The following is a 16,306-nucleotide window of genomic DNA, read 5'->3' as shown; positions in this document are numbered from 1 at the left end:
GGACGGCATGACGAGGGATCCGCTGGTGGACGAGGCCTGGCGGCCCGCGACGCCGCCGGCACGGCTGCGCGAGCTGGCCGCCGACCCCGCGCTCGCGCGGATCGCGGCCTCCCGGATCGGCCTGCCCGCCGACCTGGCCGAGGAACTCGCCCTGCGGGCCGAGGCCGGCGGCCCGGCCTGGACGGCCGTCGCCCGTGCCCTGGCCGCGCAGCCGGCCACCGCCCCCGAACGGCTGGCCCTGCTGGCCGCCCACCCCGACGAGGGCGTGCGGCGGGCCGCCGCCGTGCACCGGGCGACACCCGGGGCGGCCGTCGAGGCGCTCGCCACCGACCCCTCGGACGCGGTGCGCCGCGCACTGGCCGCCCGCGAGGAGCTGCCCCGGGCGGTCGCCGCCGTGCTGGTCGCCGACGGGTGCGCGGACGTCCGGCTGACCGTCGCCCGCCGGGTGGGCGCGCGGCCCGAGGAGCTCGACGCGCTGGCCGGCGACCCGGACCCGCGCGTGCGCCGCGTCCTGTCGGCGCTCGGGCGCAGCAGTTCCGCCGACCTCACCGACCCCGACCCGCGGGTGCGCCGCACCGCCGTCGAGCGCCGTGGCCACCGCGACCTGGCGCCCCGGCTGACCGCCCTCGCGGGCGACCCCGACCCGGTGGTCCGGGAACTGGTCGCCGCCCGGTGGCGCAACCACGACCCCGCCGCGCTCGCCCGCCTCGCCGCGGACCCCGAGCCGCGGGTGCGGGCCGCGGCGGCGGGCAACTGGTACACCCCGGTCACGGTCCTCACCGCGCTCGCGGACGACCCCGACCGAGGAGTGCTCGCCGCGCTCGGCGACAACCTGCTCGCCCCGCCCGCCGCACTCGACCGCCTCGTCGACACCCTGGCCGGGCTCGCCGCCGCCGATGCCGCCGCGGACCGGGAGCCCGACCCCGACGAGCGGGAGGAGCGCCGCCGACTCGTCCACACCGTCCTCGACCACCCCGCCACGCCCTCCGGGTCGCTGCGCCGCCTGCACGCGCTGGAGCTGACCCCGTACTTCCACCAGGGGAACGCGCTGTCCCAGCCGAACTGGCCGGCCGACCTCCTCATCGGCTTCGCGCTCGGCTACTGCGCGGGTACCGTCGAGGAGGGCGAGGAACGGGCGAGCTTCGAGCGGATCGAGGCCGCCGCGGGGACGGAGCCGCCGGAGCAGGTGCTCGCCGCGATGGTCGCCAGCCCCGTCTACCACCTGCAGTGCGCGGTCGCCAACCGGCACGTCCCGCCCGGGGCGCTGGCGGAGTTCGCCCGCGCGGTCGACCCGGCGCCGACGGGCAGTCACCTGGACGACCTGGCGAGGAACCCGGCCGCCCCGCAGGAGCTCCTGCTCGGCTGGGCCGCCGAATGCGTCCGCTGCTCCGCGATGATGGAGAACCCCGGGCTCCCGGTGCCCGTGCTCGCCGCGATCGCGGGCTGTCCGGACGACGACCACGCCGCCGAGGCCCGCGACCTGCTGGAGGTCCGGTCCCTGCGCGCGGCCGCACGACGGGAGAGGACGAAGCCGTGCTGACCACCTCCGACTGGCGGGCCCGGTTCGACCGCCTGCCCGACGCCGGCGCGTACGCCGAACGCATCGGCCGGCACACGAACATCGCCGACTACCTCGACGACTCCGGCTACGGGTGGTACGTCCACCACGGCGACCTGGTCGTGCCGGAGGACCTCGACCACGACGTGGCGCTGATCGTGGACGGCGACCTCGTGGTGCACGGCTTCGTGGACGACTACGTCTCCCGGATCGGCATGCTGGTCGTCCTCGGCGACCTCGTCCTGCGCGACCTCGTCTCCTGGGGGTCGGTGTACGTCGGGGGAGACCTGCGGGCCGAGGGCATGGTCTGCGGCTACTACAACGACTTCACCTTCGAGGTGGCGGGAGCCGTCCACGGGCGGGCGCTGGTCCTGGACGACAAGTCCGCCTCCTACGGCACGGGCGAGCTGGAGGTCGGGATCGACTCCTACGACCCGACGAAGGAGCAGCTGAGGGCCGCGCGGGAGATCCTCGTCCCGCAGCTGTACGACGGGGGCGCGAAGCGGGCCCGGGAGGGTCGGCTGCCCAAGCTCGGGCGGCCGAGCTACCGGCGGATCTGCCGGCGGCTGCACGCCGGGAAGCCGCTGTTCCGCAGCGCCGACCGGGCCGACCGGGCGGAGTGAGGGGCGGGCGCCGGGGCGGGAACGGGGCGGCGGCGGGGTGCTCGACGGTGCCGGCCGCCCGCGCCCGCGCGGTCTGACTGCTGCGGTGCTGTCACGGGCGTGTTGCTCCCGATGACGTTTCCGGTACGCCACTTGATCGTCTTGCGACCGCGTGTGAGTGTGGCCGGACGCCCGGCGATCGGTCTCCGGGCCGTGAACAGTCGAACCGCGCCGCGCCGTGCCGAGCCCGTCGCGGATAACGGAGGAACCGGTGCCGTCGCCTTCGCAGCCCCTTCGCAAGCTGGGCTTCCTGACCATCGGGCTGTTCGACCCCGCGGACCCCGCCCGGGGGCACGAGTCGACGCTCCAGCTCATCGAACTCGGCGAGCAGCTCGGGTTCGACAGCGCCTGGGTGCGCCACCGGCACCTCCAGTACGGCATCTCCTCGCCCGTCGCGGTGCTCGCGGCGGCCTCGCAGCGCACCCGCCGCATCCAGCTGGGCACCGCGGTCATCCCGCTGGGGTGGGAGAACCCGCTGCGGCTGGCCGAGGACCTCGCGACCACCGACCTGCTGTCCGGCGGCCGGCTCAACCCCGGCATCAGCGTCGGCCGGCCCGGCCACTGGGACCAGGTCGCGCCCGCGCTGTACCCGGACACCGCCGAGGCCGAGGAGTTCGGCTACGAGCGGGTCCGGCGGCTGCTGGACTTCGTCAGGGGCGAGCCCGCCACCGACTTCAGTGGCGTCGAGGGCATCGAGGTCTACTCCGACCGCGTCCAGCCCGTCGCGCCCGGCCTCGCGAGCCGCGTCTGGTACGGCGGCGGGAGCCTGCGCTCGGCCCGCTGGGCGGGCGAGCAGGGGCTGAGCCTGCTGACCAGCAACGTCGTGCGGGCGGAGGAGTCGGAGGACTTCGCCGAGATCCAGCGCTCGCAGATCGAGGCCTTCCGCGCCCACCACCCCGAGGGCGGACGCGCCAGGGTCTCCCAGGGGCTGGTGGTCATCCCCACCGACAGCGCCTCCGCGGAGCAGCGCGCGAAGTACCAGGAGTACGCCCGGAGCCGGCTCGCGCGCACGGCCGTCCCGCAGGGGCCGGGGCGCACGATGTTCGCGGCGGACCTGGTCGGGACGTCCGTCGAGATCGCCGAACGGCTGTACGCCCACGCCGGGTTCCGGGAGGTCGACGAGGTCGTCTTCGCGCTGCCGTTCACCTTCGGCCACCGGGACTACGTGCAGATCCTCACCGACATCGCGACCCGGCTCGCCCCCGCGCTGGGGTGGAAGCCGACCGGCTGAGCCCGCGCCGGGCCGGATCCCGGCGGGCTCCGCCGGGGTCCGAGCGGCTGCGCCGGGCGGGGGTCAGCTGCGGACGCGGCTGACCCGGCCCTCGTCCCAGACCGGTTCGTCGGCCTCCACCACCCGGCCGTCCGCCCGGAAGACCAGGAAACGGCTGAACACCCGGGCGAACCAGCGGTCGTGGGTGACCGCCACCACCGTCCCGGTGAAGGCGGCCAGGGCCTCCTCCAGTGCCTCGGCGGAGATGAGGTCCAGGTTGTCGGTCGGTTCGTCCAGCAACAGCAGCGTGGCACCGGCCAGTTCCAGCAGCAGGATCTGGAAGCGGGCCTGCTGCCCGCCCGACAGGGTCTCGAAGTTCTGGCGCCCGGCGCCGGCCAGCCCGTAGCGGCTCAGGGCCGACATCGCCCGTTCGAGGTCGAGCCCGTCGCGGTCGCCCTCGCCGGCGCCGAGGATCTCGGCCGGGGTCCGGCCGGCCCACTCCGGGTGCCGGTGCGTCTGGGCGAACAGCCCGGGCCGCACGCGCGCGCCCAGGCGGCACTCCCCGGTGTGCGCCACCGTCGGCTCCGCGTCCCCGGCGGCCTCGTCCAGCAGGCGGAGGAAGTGGCTCTTGCCCGAGCCGTTCGAACCCAGCACGCAGACCCGGTCGCCGAAGAACACCTCCAGGTCGAACGGCCGCATCAGCCCGCTGAGTTCCAGCTCGCGGCAGGTGACGGCCCGGACACCGGTCCGGCCGCCGCGGAGGTCCGGGGCGACCCGCTGCCGCCGGGGCGGGGCGGGCGGCGGCCCGACCGCCTCGAACTTCGCCAGCCTGGTCTGGGCCGCGTGGTAGCGCGAGGCCATCTCGTCACTGATGGACGACTGCTGGCGCAGGGTCCGGACCAGCTCCTTGAGCTGCTCGTGCTTCTCGCTCCAGCGCTGCCGCAGCTCCGCCGCGCGCTGCCAGCGGGCCTCCCGGGCCTCCGCCCAGGTGGCGAACCCGCCGCCGTGGGTCCAGGCGGACCCGCCCTCCAGCGTCACGACCTGGCCGGCCGTCCGGCTCAGCACCTCGCGGTCGTGGGTGATCAGCAGCACGCCCTGGCGGGTCTGGGCGAGCTGCTCCTCCAGCCAGCGCTTGCCGGGGACGTCCAGGTAGTTGTCCGGCTCGTCGAGCAGCAGCAGTTCGGCCGGACCCCTGAGCAGTGCCTCCAGGACCAGCCGCTTCTGCTCGCCGCCGGACAGCGTCGAGACCTCGCGGTACTGCGCGACCTGGAACGGGGTGCCGAGCGCGGCGACCGTCACGGTGTCCCAGAGCACCTCGTAGTCGTACCCGCCGGCCTCGCCCCAGTCCACCAGGGCCTGGGCGTAGCGGAGTTGGGTGGGCTCGTCGTCCGTCTCCATCATGGCGAGCTCGGCCGTGTCGAGGCCGGCGGCGGCGGCCCGCAGCGGTGGCGGGGCGACGGTGAGCAGGAGGTCCCGGACCGTGCGGTCGTCGCGCAGGCTGCCGATGAACTGCGGCATGACGGCGAGCGCGCCCTGGGCGCGGAACGACCCCTGCTGGGCCGGGAGCTCGCCCGAGAGCGTGCGCAGCAGTGTGGTCTTGCCCGCGCCGTTGTCGCCGATGAGGGCGACCGTTTCGCCGGCCGGTACGCGGAAGGAGACGTCGTGGAACAGCTCGCGACCGTCGGCGAGAACGTGACCGAGGCCGGTGGCTTCGAGGTAGCCCATGGGAGCGGATCCTAGCCGCCCGGCGCTCGGTGGGCGATCCGATTTCGGGGTCGGCCGCGACGGGTCGGCGATTCTCCGACGGATCATCAACTCGCAATCATCTGATGATAGTTAGTCGCTCGATCGGGCTATTCACTCGTGAGTCTGAATGCCGCGCCGGACCCTTGTGCCGGTCGGCCGTATGCGTAACGGTTGTGCCCGAAGGAACCCCGCCGCACCGGGTGCGCGGCGGGGTGCGTGACCCCTCCGGGGCGGCCCCGCGCAAGCGTGGCGCCGCACCCGCTCCGCCCACCACCCTGTCGGCCGTCCCAGGAATGCGAGAGACAACCGATGCCGTCCGATGTCACTGCGCACGCCGAGAACCACGCCGGGAACGACGTGGGGGGCGATGCCGGGAACCACGCCGGAAGCCGCGCCGGGCACGACGCCGGGCACCGGGCCGGGGGCCGCGCCCCGCGGTCCGGGCCCGCCACCGTCGCCCTGGTCGGGGCCGAGTTCGGATGGGGCAGTTCGGGGAAGCTCAGCGCGGTCCTCACCGCGCTCCGGGACGGTCCCGCCCCGCCGCTGCGGTTCGTCGGGCTGGCCTCGGGGCTCGGCCGGCCGCTGCTCGCCGAGCACACCGTCGACGGCTGGTACGACCTGCCGGACGACCCCGGCCGGCTGGCCGCCGCCGTCCGGGAGATCGTCCGGGCCCAGGACGTCAGGGCCGCCGTGGTCGTCCTCGACGGCGCGGCCGCGAAGGCGCTGCTGGCGGCCGGCGTGCCGACGGTGTTCGTCGACAGCCTGCCGTTCCTCTGGTCGGAGGGGGACCGGGACGCACTGCCGCTGGACGCGACGGTCTACTGCGCGCAGAAGAGCGTGGAGCTGCCGACCGAGTGCCTGGACGTCCTGGCCGACGCCCGGGCGCTGCGCTGGGTCGAGGCCGTCATCGCGGGGCCCCGGACGGCGCCGCCGGAGCGTGCCGGCGTCCGGGGAGCGGACGCCGGACGCGCCGCCGGGGCCGGCGGGGCCGGGCGGAGCGCCGCCGGCCCGTACCGCAGGGCGCTCGTCAGCCTGGGCGGCCTGCGGGCGCCGCGGCTCGGCGATCCCGGGCACTACCCGCGCCTGGTCGTCCCCGCCGCCCTGGAGGCCCTCGCCGCCCTCGGGGTCGACGAGGTGCACATCGCCGGGAACCTGCCCGCCGACCTGGCCGGCCGGCTGGTCGACGCCTCGATCGCCCCGCCCCGGACGACCACCGGCCCGCTCGGGCACGGGGCGTTCCTGGAGCGGCTGGCCGACTGCGACGTCCTGCTCACCTCGCCCGGCCTCACCACGCTGCTGGAGGCGGGCGGGCTGGGCGTCCCCACCGTCTGCCTGCCGCCGCAGAACCTCAGCCAGATCTTCAACGGCCGCTACCACAGCCAGGCGTTGAAGGCCCGGCTGCGGGTGCTCTGGCCCAAGGACGTGCTCGCCGAGGACGAGGCGCTGGCGCTGCGGTCCGAGGGGGAGGACCACGCCCTGGAGCTGATCTACGGCGCGATCGGCGCCGCGGCGCTGGGCGACGACCGGCGGGCCGTCGGCCGCGCCCTGCGCGACGGCGTCGTGGAGGCGCTGCGCCGGTCCGCCGGGGTCGAGGACTGGGGCGCGCTGACGGCGGCGGTCGGCACCGGGGGTGCGGCCCAGGTGGCCGAGGCCCTGATCGGGGCCCTGGGGGCGGCCGGTCCGCCCGGCTGACCCGCCACTCCCCGGAACCGCCGTCCGTCCCTCCGTTCGTCCGCTCCCCCCGCGACCGCCCCGACGTCCCGTGCGTCCCCGGCCCCGTCCCACCCGTCCCGTGAGTCGCCTGGAAGGTCCCCGCCCCGTGCGTACACGTGATCGCTACCTCTTCATCCGGATCCTCGAAGCCTGCAACGCCGACTGCTTCATGTGCGAGTTCGCCCTCTCCCGCGACACGTTCCGCTTCTCCCGGGAGGACTTCGACGACCTGCTGCCCAAGGCCCGGGAGGCCGGCGTCGGCTACGTCCGCTTCACCGGCGGCGAACCGCTGATGCACCCGGACGTGGTGGAGCTGGTGCGCTCGGGGACGGCCGCCGGGATGAAGATGTCCCTGATCACCAACGGCTCGATGCTGCCCCGGCAGGCCCCCCGGCTGGCCGAGGCCGGCCTCGCCCAGGTGATCGTCAGCCTGGACGGCTCCTCGGGCGCCACCCACGACGTCTACCGGCGCTCCCCGGGCATGTTCGACAGCGGGCTGCAGGGCCTGCGCGACGCCGCCGCGCTCGGCGTCCTGCCCAGGGTCAACACCGTGGTCGGGCCGCACAACTACACCGAGATGCCGCGGCTCCAGCAGGTGCTGACCGAGGCGGGGGTGCGGCAGTGGGAGCTCTCCGCCCTCAAGCTCGACCGCACCGTCACCTACCCGGACGCCGATCACGTCCGCAGCGTCTGCGACCCGATCTACGAGGCGGACCCGGCCGCCGTGCTGGTCCCGATGGGCAAGCGCTTCTACGGCGACACCCCGGAGGAGCAGGAGCGGTACTTCACCCGGTCCGTGACGCCGCGCGCCGCCCGACCGCTGTGCCACGTCGCCGACGACGTCATCTACGTGGACGGCAAGTACGGGCGGATGTACGCGTGCAGCTGCATCCCCCACCGGGACGGCGACGACGGGCCCGGCGGCGCCCCGCTGCGGGAGCAGGGGGTGATCCGGCTGGACACCCCGGTCTTCCGCTCGCACGCCGACTACTTCCGCGAGCGGGGCCCCGAGGTGTGCAGCGGGTGCTCCACCACCGCCGCGGGCTACAGCGACGACGTCGCCCGGCTCGGGGCGGTGGGCCCGTGGCACTACTGACCTCAGGCCCGGACGCACCCGACGCACCCGACGCACCCGACGCACCGGTGGCCCCGACGGCTCCGGACGACCGCGCCCCGAACGGCCCGCGGGTGCTGCTGAGCGCCCGGGAGGACCGGTTGGACTCGGTGCTCGCCCTGCGCAGGGTGGCGGCCCACCTCGGCGACCTCCGCCCGGTGGCGGGGCCCGACCCCGAACCGCCGCCGGTCGCGGCGCTGGTCTGCGACGACCCGGCGGCCACCGCGCGGCTGCTGGACCTCGGCGTCCCGGTGGTGCACCTGGAGTCCGGCCACCCGGGTCCGTCCGGCGCCGCCGGTCCGGCGGAGCGGGCCGTCCGCCGGACCCACCACCCCGGGTGGCTGCCGCCCTCCGGGCCCACGGCTCCCGGTGTCCGGCGGACCGGGGTCCTGGCCCCGCAGCGCACCGGCCGGAGCCGGAACCGTTCGGGCACCCTGCTGCTGCTCTCCCTCTGGGGCGTGCCCGATCCGGAGGCGGAGGCCTTCGCCACCGGCCCGCTCCCCGGACTGGTCGCCGCCGCGCTGCGGCGCACCGGGGGGTGCACGGTGGTCGCCGACACCGGGCTCGACCTCCTGCGGTCCGCCCTGGACGGCCTCGCCGGGCGGCCGGGCCTGCGGGTCCGCCGGGCCGCGGAGGCAGATCCGGACGCGCTGCACGCCGAGGCCGCCGTGTTCCTCGCCTCGCCGGTGCTCGGTGCGCTCGCCCTCGCCCAGGCGAGGCGGTCGCCGCTGGCCCTGCTGCCAGCCCTCGGGCCCGCTCAGCAGGACCTCGCCGGCCGGGTCGCCGAGGTCCTCCCGCTGCCCTCGGCCGACGACCCGGAGGACCCGGGCCTGTGGGCGCCGTCCGCGCCGGACGCCGCGGGGCCGTGGCACCTGCTCGACCCGGGCCTGGACGACCTGCGCGGCGCGCAGCGCGTCGCCCGCGCCGTCCGCCAGCTCGCGCTCGCCCCACCGTGAGACCGACCCACTCACCGCCCGACCCACCGACCCGCCCCCTACCCACCGCCCCCGCAATCGCGCCCCCCACGGCCCCGCCGCCACCCGGCCCCATCCGGGTGACCGCCGCACCAGCCCGTTCCCCCACCTCGTCAGCCCGCCGGTCCGGCCACGCCGGTCCCGGCCACCTCACCCACGTCGTCCGCGTCGTGCTGGAGCCGCTATGTCCGACACCTCCGACACCCTCCGCGAAGCCACGGCCGTCACCCGCCCCGAACTGATCCGCCCCAGGGTCCCGGAGACCGACTGGGACGACTGGCGCTGGCACATGCGCCGGCGCATCACCACCGCCGACAAGGCCCGGCAGTGGATCAACCTCAGCACCGACGAGGAGAAGGCGATCGCCGGGGTGGCGGGCAAGTACCGCTGGAGCGTCACCCCGTACTACGCGTCGCTGATGGACCCGGACGACCCCGACTGCCCGGTCCGGCAGCAGGCGGTCCCGGCGCTCGGCGAGCTGATGGAGTTCCCCGGGGCCGAGGTCGACCCGGTCGGGGACACCTTCTACCGCAAGACCAACCGGGTGGTGCACAAGTACCCGGACCGGGTGATCATGCTGATCACCGAGGCCTGCCCGGTCTACTGCCGCCACTGCACGCGCAAGTTCCACACCACCGACGTCGAGGGCACGTACTTCCGCGACGACGAGGGCGGCTCCTACGACGAGGACCTGCGCTACATCGCCGACCACCCCGAGATCCGGGACGTGCTGCTGACCGGCGGCGACCCGCTCTCCTACCAGGACGGCAAGCTGGAGGAGATCATCTCCGGGCTGCGCGCCATCCCCAGCGTGGAGATCATCCGGATCGGCAGCAGGTTCCCGGTGCTGCTGCCGCAGCGGATCACCGACGGGCTCTGCTCGATGCTCGCCCGCTACCACCCGGTCTGGCTGAACACCCACTTCAACCACCCGAAGGAGATCACCCCGGAGGCCGCGGCCGCCGTGGACCGCCTGCTGCGGCACGGGATCCCGGTCGGGAACCAGACGGTGCTGCTGCGCGGGATCAACGACGACGTCGACACCATGCGCACCCTGATGACCGAGCTGCTGCGGATCCGGGTCCGGCCCTACTACCTCTACCACTGCGACAACGTCACCGGGGTCTCGCACTTCATGACGTCCGTGGAGAAGGGCTGGGAGATCATGGCCGGCCTGCAGGGCCACATCACCGGGTTCGGCGTCCCCCAGTACGTGCTGACCACCAGGATCGGCAAGATCCCCATCGCGCAGCCCTCCTACACCCCCACCCCCGAAGGCCTGCTGCTCCGCAACTACCGAGGCCAGGAGATGGTCGTCGACGGTGCGGCGCAGCCGATCACGGAGTCCGACACACCATGAGCTCTCTCGACAAGCGGCTCGGGCAGCGCTTCCTGCCCTACGGAGCGAACTACCTCGACTGGTCCGACATGGCCGAGCTGCAGGAGGTGATCGAGCACCAGGTCCTGTTCCGCTACCAGACCGAGACCGAGAGCATGGCCTCCCGGCTGGAGCGGACGGTCGCCGACCGGCTGGGCGCGGGTCACGCCCTGGCCGTCCACAACTGCACGGAGGCGCTGCGGCTGGCGCTGATCTCCACCCGCCCCGCGATCGGCGACCTGGTCCACATCCCGGCGGTCACGTTCGTCGCGGTGGCCGGTGCGGTGCTGTCCTGCGGCCTGGTCCCGGTGCTGGTCGACGCCGACGACTCGCTCTCGATGGACCCGACGCTGCTGCCGCCCGACGCGCAGCGGGTGATCACGGCCCACATGGAGGGCACCGTGGCGCCGCTGCCGGAGGGCGTGCCGTACCTCGTCGAGGACTGCGCGCAGTCCCTCGGCGCGAGGTTCCCCGACGGCCGGCACGTGGGGACGGCCGGGTACGCCGGGACGTTCAGCTTCCACCACAACAAGGTCCTCACCTCGGGCGAGGGCGGGCTGCTCGTCACGAACGACGAGCGGGCCTGGGCGACCATGCGCCGCTACCACGACCACGGCTCGGCGCGGGTGCCGGGGCACTACCCGACCTGGGACCAGGACGCCCACTTCGGCGAGAACTTCGTCACCAGCGAGCAGGTCGCGGCCGTGCAGTGCCAGCAGTTCCGGCACCTCGACACGCTGCTCGCCGGCCTGGAGCGGATGTACGCCATCGCCATGGCCGAGCTCCCGGACCGCCCCGACCTGGAGGTCCGGCCCCGGGCGGCCGGCGACGTGAAGGTCAGCCTGCGGTTCCGGTGCGAGAGCAGGGAGCTGCGGGACGCCGCAGTGGCCGCGCTCACCGCGGCCGGCATCGCCAACTGGACGCTCGGGAAGTACCTGCTGCCCGAGCACCCGGTGCTCACCGGCCGCCGTTCGATCTACCGCGACGGCTTCCCGTGGAACCACGCCCCCGAGGGCCCGCTCGCGCTCAGCCGCGACGGCTTCGCCCGGACCAGGGACCTCCTGGACCGCACCCTGTGCGTGCCGCTCTCCCCGGAGCTGTCCGAGGAGGACCAGGCCCTCGCGGCCAAGGCCGTCCGCCAGGTGCTGGAGGCGGTGTGACGGGCGCCGAGGTGCTGTTGATGGTGGACGACCGGCCGTCCACCTTCACCCGGTACGCGGCCCGGGAACTGTCCGGCCGGCTGGTCCTGCTGAGGTTCGCCGAGACGGCGCAGGACCTGCCGGAGGAGTACCTCGTCGAGACCGCGCACCTGCCCGCCTTCTGGGTGCGCGAGGGCGTGCCGGCGGAGGAGGAGGCGAAGCGGTACCGGGAGTGGGCCGCCGGGCTGCCGGTGCCGCCGACCCGGTTCTGCAACCCGTCGGAGCCCCGGCAGGCCGCGGCCCAGCGGTTCGCGGGGCTGGCCGGCCTGCCGCACCTGACCGGACCGCAGGTGACCCTGGTCCGGGACAAGGCCGCGATGAAGCAGCGCTTCCGCGAACTCGGCCTGCGGACGGCGGAGTTCGCCCGGGTGCGGTCGGCCGGGGAGATCGGGCGGTTCGCCGGCCGGCACGGCTGGCCGCTGGTGCTCAAGCCGGTGGACTCGTTCGCCTGCGTCGACACCCACCGGCTCTCCGGGCCGGGCGACCTCACCGGGATCGACCTCGGTGCGCGGCGCTGGATGGTGGAGGAGCACCTCGGCGGCACCGAGTGGGAGGTCTGCGCGCTCATCCTCGACGGGGAGGTGCTGGACGCCTGGCCGAGCGCGATGCCCTGCCGCCCGCTGGACATCGTCGACGGCGCGATGAACGCCAACATCAGCGTCGGCACCGGCGAGGGACCGCCGGTCGACCTGCGGGCGCTGGTCCAGCGCATCGTCACCGGGATGGGCATCGACCACGGCTACGCGCACATGGAGTTCTTCCTGATCGACGGCGAGGTGTACGCGGGCGAGATCGGCCTGCGGCTCGCGGGCTGCGAGATCCCCGCCAACCACGGCCACGCGTACGGGTTCGACGTGTTCGGGGCCACCCTGGCGGTCTACCTCGGCCGCCGCCCGGAACTCGACTACCGTGAACGCCGGTGCGCGGGCGACCTGTTGCTGCCGCTGCCCGGCTCCGGCAGGATCCGGCGGATCACCTCCCGCGAGGAGATCCTGGCGATGCCGGGGGTCGTCGACGCGGTGCTCAAGGTCGGCGCCGGTGATCCGGTGACGGCCCGGCGGGCCTCGCACAACGCCTCGGGGTACGCCCATGTCGTAGGACGGTCGGTGGGGGAGGTGGAAGCCCGCATGCGCGAGGTGCTCGACCGGTTCGCGATCGAGGTGGTGCCGGAGCGGGAGGCCGACGCCGTCCCCCTCTGATCCCCGCCCGCGAGTCCCGCTGGGCCCGCGAGGCCCGCGCGACTCCGGGCCTCCGCCCCACCAGACCCCCGACCCCCGCCCCGACCCCGCCGCCCCGGGCGGCCACGGAACGGAGACCGACCACGTGACCAGCGGCCTGCCCCGTCGCTTCCTCGACCTGCTCACCCGCCCGCGGGTGGCCGGGGCGGCCTGGTGGAGCGTCGTCTCCAGGCTCCCGGTCTACCTGATGTCACTGGCCATCGTGCTGACCGTCCGTGAGCAGGGCGGCAGTTACGCGCAGGCCGGTCTGGTCGCGGCGCTGTACACCCTGGGGATGGCCCTCGGCAGCCCGCTGATCGCCCGCCGCCTCGACCGCCGCGGCCGGTCGGCGGTGCTGACCGTGACGGCCGTCGCCTACCCGGCGGCACTCGCCGTCCTGGTGTGGGCGACCCGCCCGGGCGGCTGGGAGCAGCCGGCGGCCGCGGTCGTCGCCGGGGTGGTACTGCCGCCCGCGAACGCCTGCATGCGCTCGCTCTGGGCCCGGCTGCCGCTCCGCGAGGAGGAGCGCGAGACGGCCTACCTCTGGGAGGCCCTGCTCACCGAGGTCCTGGTGATCGGGGCGCCGCTGATGCTGGCGGCGCTGATGCTGGTCGGCTCGGCGGGCCTGGCCCTGACGACGGTCGCGGTCCTGGGCGGGCTGGGCACGCTCGGCCTCGCGCACACCCGTCTGCCGCCGGGCACCGAGGGCGGCGGCGGCGCCGATCCGGACGGCGCCGGCCCCGAGGCCCCGAAGGAGCCGCGGCAGCTGCTGGGCCCGCTGCGGGAACCGGCCCTGCTGGCGCTGGCCGGCATCATGGCCGTCTCCGCGGTGCCCGTCGGACTGCTGACCCTGGCGATCCCGGCCTTCGTCGCCGAGCACGGTGCCCCGGGCGGCGCCGGTCTGGTGTACGCGTGCTGGGGGATCGGCAGTGCGCTGGGCGCCCTCTGGCTGGGCCGGTCGCAGTCCCGGGTGGCCCCCCAGGTGCGCTTCCCCCGCCTGCTGCTGGCCTATGCGCTCGGGACCGGGCTGACACTGCTCGCCGGTTCCCAGGCGGGACTGGCGGTGGCGCTCGCGGTGGGCAGCGCGCCCATCGCCCTGGTCTCCGCCAGCGAGATGACCCTGGTGAGCGGCATCGCCGACGGGCGGTCACTGGCGGAGGCGTTCACCTGGGCGTCGCTGGCCACCGTCCTGGGCGACGCGCTGGGACAGCAGGTCGGCGGGCTGCTGATGGACCCGCTCGGGCCGAGGGCGGTGTTCGCCGTGGCCACCTGCACCGCCCTGGCCGCGGCCGGAACCGCCTTCGCCTGCCGGGGACTGCTGACCCGGCGGTCGGCGCCGGTGGTGGAGTGCGCGGCGTGACGGCCGGGCGGCCGGCCACCTGGTCCCGTCCCGGCAGCGGGCCGAGCTTCCCCCGCGGCCCCCGCGGCACCCGCAGTACCCGGCGGCCCCCCGGCCCCGGCCCGATCCGCCGGCCCGTCGCCCCGCTCGCCCCGCTCACCCGGCGTCCCGCACCCGGCGCCGCGACCGTCCCCCCTACCCCTCCCACCCTTCCCACCCCTCTCACCCTTCCCATCCCTCCTACCCCTCCCGCCCACCGGGCGCGGACGACCCGAGGTGGTCCCTCTTGAACGCAGCCCCCGCCGACCGGCGCTCCGACCGGCCGGAACAGCGGTCCGGCCGCCCGCCCGGCCCGGACACCCTGTTCCGCCAGGTCACCCACCGGCAATTACCCCAGGCCGTCAAGGAGTTCCTCGACGACCCGGAGGTCCTGGCGGTGCCGGTCCCGACCGAGGGCCGCCCCGACCTGGCGGTGAGCGTCGAGCTCGCCCACCGGCTGTACGGCGGACTGCGGCAGCCGCACCCGCTGGACGTCGGCATCCTCCTCGGCGGGGCCGACCTGCCCGACGGACTCGCCGAACTGGCCCGCCCGCTCGCCCGGACCTGGGCGACCGAGGAGGAACTCGCCGATCCCGCCGCCTTCCGGGCCCGGCACGACGGCTCGCTGCTCGTGGTCGGCCGCTACGACCGGCTCACCCTCGACCCCGTCCGGGCCCTGCTGATGGCGACCTACCGCGGCCCGCGGCACGGACTCACCCTGCTGAGCGGCCGGGACGGCGCCTCGGTGGCCTGGAACGTGGCCAAGCAGTACGCCGAACCGGCCCCCGGTGTCGACGCGGTGGGCCTGTTCACGGACACCGACCGGCCGCCCCGGCCGTCCGGCGTGCGGGTCTTCGACGACCGCGACTTCGAGCGCTCCGACATCCAGGCGGAGATCCTGGGCACCCGGTGGCGCCGGGTGGCCTTCCAGGGCCACGGCAAGGACGACAGCGTCAACCTCGGCGAGTTCACCATCTGCGGCCTCAACGGCACCGCCCCGGCCGTGCCCGGACTGCTCGGCCCGCGCTGCGCCTACGGACTGCCCTGCTACAAGCCCGAGGACAAGCTGGTGCCCCTCAACCGGGTGGAGGCCGTCGAGGTGGTGCTCAGCGCCTGCAACAGCGGACCGCTCGCCGACCTCGCCCTGTACGACCCGAAGTACCAGCTGCTGCTGAACGCGCTCGACGGCCCGGCCCGCACGGTGGTGTCGGCCGTCTCCGTGCACGACTCCGACCGGCCCGAGAACGTCGCGTGGATGCACGGCGCCCTCGTCGGCGCGGACTCCGTCGACACCCTCAACGCCAGCCTGGCGGGCTCCCACCCCTACCCGGCGTTCATGCGCTTCGGACTCCCCGGCGCGCCGGACGACACCCCGCCGCCCCCCGCCCCCGCGGACCACCGCCCCGACCCGCTGCTGCTCACCGTGGGTGCCCGGCTCACCGCCTACCTCGCCTCGGACCTGCTGCCGCACAACCACCCGCTGCGGCCCCGGCTGACCAAACTGGCCCGGAAGGTCGACCTCTGGGTCGCCCGGCCCACCCACCTCGCCGACCAGTCGCCCGAGCAGATCCGCACCTCGCTCACCGCGGACCTGCAGTCCCTCGACCACGCGATCACCGAACAGGTCGCGGCCGACCCCGAGACCGAGCTCATGAACTACCCGGCGCACTTCGGCGACCGGAGCAGCCTGGACCCGCAGGTGCGGGAGGTCACCTGCCACTGCGGCCGCCCCGCGCAGGAGTTCACCCGGCGCGGCCTGCTCCCGCAGGTCCTGGACACCACCTGCGCCGTCTGCATGCGCTGCGGCGACGTCACCTTCCGGATCCCGGACGCCCCCGCCCTGCTCGCCCACGCCCCGGACGCGGTCGAACAGGGCGGGGTGCTGGAGGTGCGCGCCACGGTCACCGCCGCCCGGACCGGACCGGTCCGGCTCGGCCTTTTCGTCCCGTCCTACCTGCGGGAGGACGCCACCGCGGAGCCGGCCACCACCAGGCTGCGGCTCACCGGCGGCCGGGCCGAGGACGTCACCTTCCGCGTCCGCTTCGCCCCCGGTACGGCTCCGCAGGCCTACTACTTCACGGTGTTCGCCGTGCAGGACCTGGCCGTCTCGACGGCCCGGCGGCACTTCGGGGTCGTCCCCCGGAGCGCCTGACCCAC

The 16,306-nt window shown here is 75.2% G+C and carries 12 protein-coding genes; 11 read left to right on the top strand and 1 reads right to left on the bottom strand.

Going from position 1 to position 16,306, the window contains the following annotated elements; all coding sequences use genetic code 11:
* Positions 1-7 precede the first annotated feature (7 nt).
* The 3 genes from OG550_RS03755 to OG550_RS03745 all read left to right on the top strand — a co-directional run bounded on the left by OG550_RS03755 (position 8) and on the right by OG550_RS03745 (position 3,451).
* Positions 8-1,540: a hypothetical protein gene (locus tag OG550_RS03755; protein ID WP_327674459.1), complete on the top strand. Its 1,533-nt coding sequence runs from the start codon at positions 8-10 to the stop codon at positions 1,538-1,540.
* Positions 1,534-2,181 (top strand): hypothetical protein, encoded by a 648-nt coding sequence (locus OG550_RS03750; RefSeq protein ID WP_327674456.1) that lies wholly within the window; start codon positions 1,534-1,536, stop codon positions 2,179-2,181. The genes OG550_RS03755 and OG550_RS03750 overlap by 7 nt, the downstream gene beginning before the upstream one ends.
* A 250-nt stretch (positions 2,182-2,431) precedes the next feature.
* A complete protein-coding gene (locus tag OG550_RS03745) occupies positions 2,432-3,451 on the top strand; it encodes an LLM class flavin-dependent oxidoreductase (RefSeq protein WP_327674454.1) in 1,020 nt (339 codons plus the stop codon).
* Positions 3,452-3,514: 63 nt separating this feature from the next.
* On the opposite strand, the gene OG550_RS03740 is transcribed toward OG550_RS03745, so the two are convergent.
* On the bottom strand, positions 3,515-5,155 hold the full coding sequence (locus OG550_RS03740) for an ATP-binding cassette domain-containing protein (protein WP_327674452.1): 1,641 nt from the start codon (positions 5,153-5,155) through the stop codon (positions 3,515-3,517).
* 330 nt (positions 5,156-5,485) lie between these two features.
* On the opposite strand from OG550_RS03740, the gene OG550_RS03735 reads away from it, so the two are divergent.
* From OG550_RS03735 to OG550_RS03700, 8 genes are all read left to right on the top strand, one after another.
* Positions 5,486-6,868, top strand: coding sequence for a hydroxymethylcytosylglucuronate/cytosylglucuronate synthase (locus OG550_RS03735; RefSeq protein ID WP_327674450.1), 1,383 nt, complete (start codon positions 5,486-5,488; stop codon positions 6,866-6,868).
* A 127-nt stretch (positions 6,869-6,995) separates the two neighbouring features.
* A complete protein-coding gene (blsE, locus tag OG550_RS03730) occupies positions 6,996-7,985 on the top strand; it encodes a cytosylglucuronate decarboxylase (RefSeq protein WP_327674448.1) in 990 nt (329 codons plus the stop codon).
* Positions 7,973-8,959 (top strand): CGA synthase-related protein, encoded by a 987-nt coding sequence (gene blsF / locus OG550_RS03725; RefSeq protein WP_327674446.1) that lies wholly within the window; start codon positions 7,973-7,975, stop codon positions 8,957-8,959. Before blsE ends, blsF begins: the two co-directional genes overlap by 13 nt.
* 202 nt (positions 8,960-9,161) lie before the next feature.
* Positions 9,162-10,337 (top strand): arginine 2,3-aminomutase, encoded by a 1,176-nt coding sequence (gene blsG, locus OG550_RS03720; protein ID WP_327674444.1) that lies wholly within the window; start codon positions 9,162-9,164, stop codon positions 10,335-10,337.
* Positions 10,334-11,515: a DegT/DnrJ/EryC1/StrS family aminotransferase gene (locus OG550_RS03715; protein WP_327674442.1), complete on the top strand. Its 1,182-nt coding sequence runs from the start codon at positions 10,334-10,336 to the stop codon at positions 11,513-11,515. The genes blsG and OG550_RS03715 overlap by 4 nt, the downstream gene beginning before the upstream one ends.
* Positions 11,512-12,753 carry an ATP-grasp domain-containing protein gene (locus OG550_RS03710; RefSeq protein WP_327674441.1) on the top strand — a complete coding sequence of 414 codons (1,242 nt, stop codon included), beginning with the start codon at positions 11,512-11,514 and terminating at the stop codon, positions 12,751-12,753. The genes OG550_RS03715 and OG550_RS03710 overlap by 4 nt, the downstream gene beginning before the upstream one ends.
* Before the next feature lie 124 nt (positions 12,754-12,877).
* Positions 12,878-14,131: an MFS transporter gene (locus OG550_RS03705; RefSeq protein ID WP_327674439.1), complete on the top strand. Its 1,254-nt coding sequence runs from the start codon at positions 12,878-12,880 to the stop codon at positions 14,129-14,131.
* A gap of 265 nt (positions 14,132-14,396) precedes the next feature.
* Positions 14,397-16,301, top strand: coding sequence for a hypothetical protein (locus OG550_RS03700; RefSeq protein WP_327674437.1), 1,905 nt, complete (start codon positions 14,397-14,399; stop codon positions 16,299-16,301).
* Positions 16,302-16,306 lie beyond the last annotated feature (5 nt).

Source organism: Kitasatospora sp. NBC_00458 (assembly GCF_036013975.1).
Lineage (GTDB): Bacteria > Actinomycetota > Actinomycetes > Streptomycetales > Streptomycetaceae > Kitasatospora.
This window is presented reverse-complemented; position numbering and strand designations above follow the sequence as displayed.

Excerpts from the sequence above, each read along its gene's own strand:
- OG550_RS03740 (WP_327674452.1), bottom strand. The coding sequence starts at position 5,155 with ATGGGCTACCTCGAAGCCACCGGCCTCGGTCACGTTCTCGCCGACGGT.
- OG550_RS03735 (WP_327674450.1), top strand. The coding sequence starts at position 5,486 with ATGCCGTCCGATGTCACTGCGCACGCCGAGAACCACGCCGGGAACGAC.
- OG550_RS03715 (WP_327674442.1), top strand. The coding sequence starts at position 10,334 with ATGAGCTCTCTCGACAAGCGGCTCGGGCAGCGCTTCCTGCCCTACGGA.
- OG550_RS03755 (WP_327674459.1), top strand. The coding sequence starts at position 8 with ATGACGAGGGATCCGCTGGTGGACGAGGCCTGGCGGCCCGCGACGCCG.
- blsG (WP_327674444.1), top strand. The coding sequence starts at position 9,162 with ATGTCCGACACCTCCGACACCCTCCGCGAAGCCACGGCCGTCACCCGC.